2 protein-coding genes are annotated in these 1,883 nt (G+C 41.8%); both read right to left on the reverse strand.

What is annotated here, in order from left to right; genetic code table 11:
• The coding region (locus tag N475_RS03045) for a condensation domain-containing protein (protein ID WP_211270598.1) at window positions 1–1,607 on the reverse strand (1,607 nt) is incomplete at its 3' end.
• The coding region (locus tag N475_RS03050; RefSeq protein ID WP_155732534.1) for a phosphopantetheine-binding protein at window positions 1,607–1,883 on the reverse strand (277 nt) is incomplete at its 5' end. The genes N475_RS03050 and N475_RS03045, both read right to left, overlap by 1 nt.

Raw genomic sequence — 1,883 nt, forward strand, 5'->3', positions numbered from 1 at the left:
CGCGCCGTGTCATTCAATGCGGCAAACTCTGTTTGCTCTGCTTTATCCAGTAATAGACACTGATTATTCGCGCGATCTAAATCAGCCAGCATATGCTGTAATGTCAATTTGTAGTATTTGCCGACCTGCTCAATCCATGTAGGATCAAATTTGTCTGGGTTAAATTTGAAGAATAATTTAACTTCATCCGTATCAGGCACCCGAGACACGTCAACGTGGAAATCAAAGTTAGTTTGCTCAAAAACTGTTGAACTGAGTACCTCAAAGTTCGTATTTTGCTCGCTCGCGAGCCCTTTATACACATGGAAGTGCGTATAATTAAACGTGATGTCTGAGAAGTCCTTACCAGTATCTTGTTGAACTACCATCATTGGGTAACGACGATAATCCATAATTTGAGTAAGCTGTTTGGCTACGCTATTAATGAGTTCGCGCCAGCTTTTTCCGCCAACTTCCAAGCTGAATGGCAATGAATTTAGGTATAACCCCAGCCCCTTTTCACTGGCTGCACTTTCTGGTCGACCATTCACAGTAATGCAACTGCTCGCGTTTGCTTGACCAGATAAAAATGACAACACTTTTAGGTGCGCGCTGAAGTATACCGATTGAACTGATACACCGAGATTTTTTGCTAGGGCTATCAGTTCCGCTGATAGCTCTGTTATTGGCTCATAGCAAATCTCACTTTGACGCTTATGCTCGATAAGGGAGCCATTTAATCCTGCTTGCTCAAATGCGGTCAATTGAGAGGTCGGAGCATCTGACAGTAAAGTTTTGAAAAACTCAGTTGCTTCTGGGTTCTTAATGACTTCTTGCTCTAGCGCGATATAGTCTCTAAATGTCCAATCGCTGCCTTCTTCTACCAGCTCTCCACCGGCTAATAGTTGAGAATACTTGGCGTAAAGCTCCATACTGAAAATGGCTCTACTCCAACCATCTAAAATGGCATGGTGGAAGTTAATCACAAACTCAAAGCTAACATCTGTGCGTAAAAAAATACTTACCTGAAACAGAGAATCATTTTCCCAATCAAACTTGTATGTTTTAGTTTTTTCAGTCCAATCAGCTAAATATTTAGATTGCTCTTCGGTACTTAGGTGTCTGATATCCTCAACAACCAATGGCAGCGACACATTTTCATGTACCATTTGCATTGGTCTTTTGAGGTCAACAGCTAACCTTGTTCTCAAAATAGGGTGATGCTTCAAACAAGATGTCAGCGCGCGTTGAAAGAACTCGGGGTGCCATTCACACTTTATATGCTCAGCCATAATGTCATGGTAAACTCCCGAAAAGTCGTCTAACTGTGTATGGAAAACCATACCTTTTTGTAACGCAGACATAGGGTAAGCATCTTCATACCGCCCTTCAAACTGTGTTACTTCCCCCTCATCAAGTAAAGAGAATGGCGCAATATCTAAGCGCTCATCAGCATCATTTTCGCCTTTAAGATAAGCAATGATCTCCGCTTTATTGTTGATGACTAGAGACTTCAACTCCGCAGTAAATGCGCCAGCCTCTGCACTGTAAGCAAGTGCGCCATCTTTCAAGTAAAGTACGACGTTCTTATCCCGAGCTTTTTTAATTATTGTTTTGATATGTTCCACTACAGTATCCCTTCTTCTACTTCTTTGCCTTCTGCTTCTAGTTGGCTCTGCTGTTCTTTAAGCGCACTTTCAATGTTAAATTGAGGTTCGCTGATTATAAATTCTGCCAGTGATTTCACCGTCTGGTGCTCAAAGATATGTTTGACACTGATATTGATGCCTGCATCCTTCAGTGCCGAAACAATATTGAGCGATAGGATTGAATCTCCACCAATGCTGAAGAAGTTGTCATTTGTTCCTATCTTCTCTAGCTCTAATACCGACTGCCAAATGCTG

This window comes from Pseudoalteromonas luteoviolacea DSM 6061 (assembly GCF_001625655.1).
Classification (GTDB): Bacteria; Pseudomonadota; Gammaproteobacteria; order Enterobacterales; family Alteromonadaceae; genus Pseudoalteromonas; species Pseudoalteromonas luteoviolacea.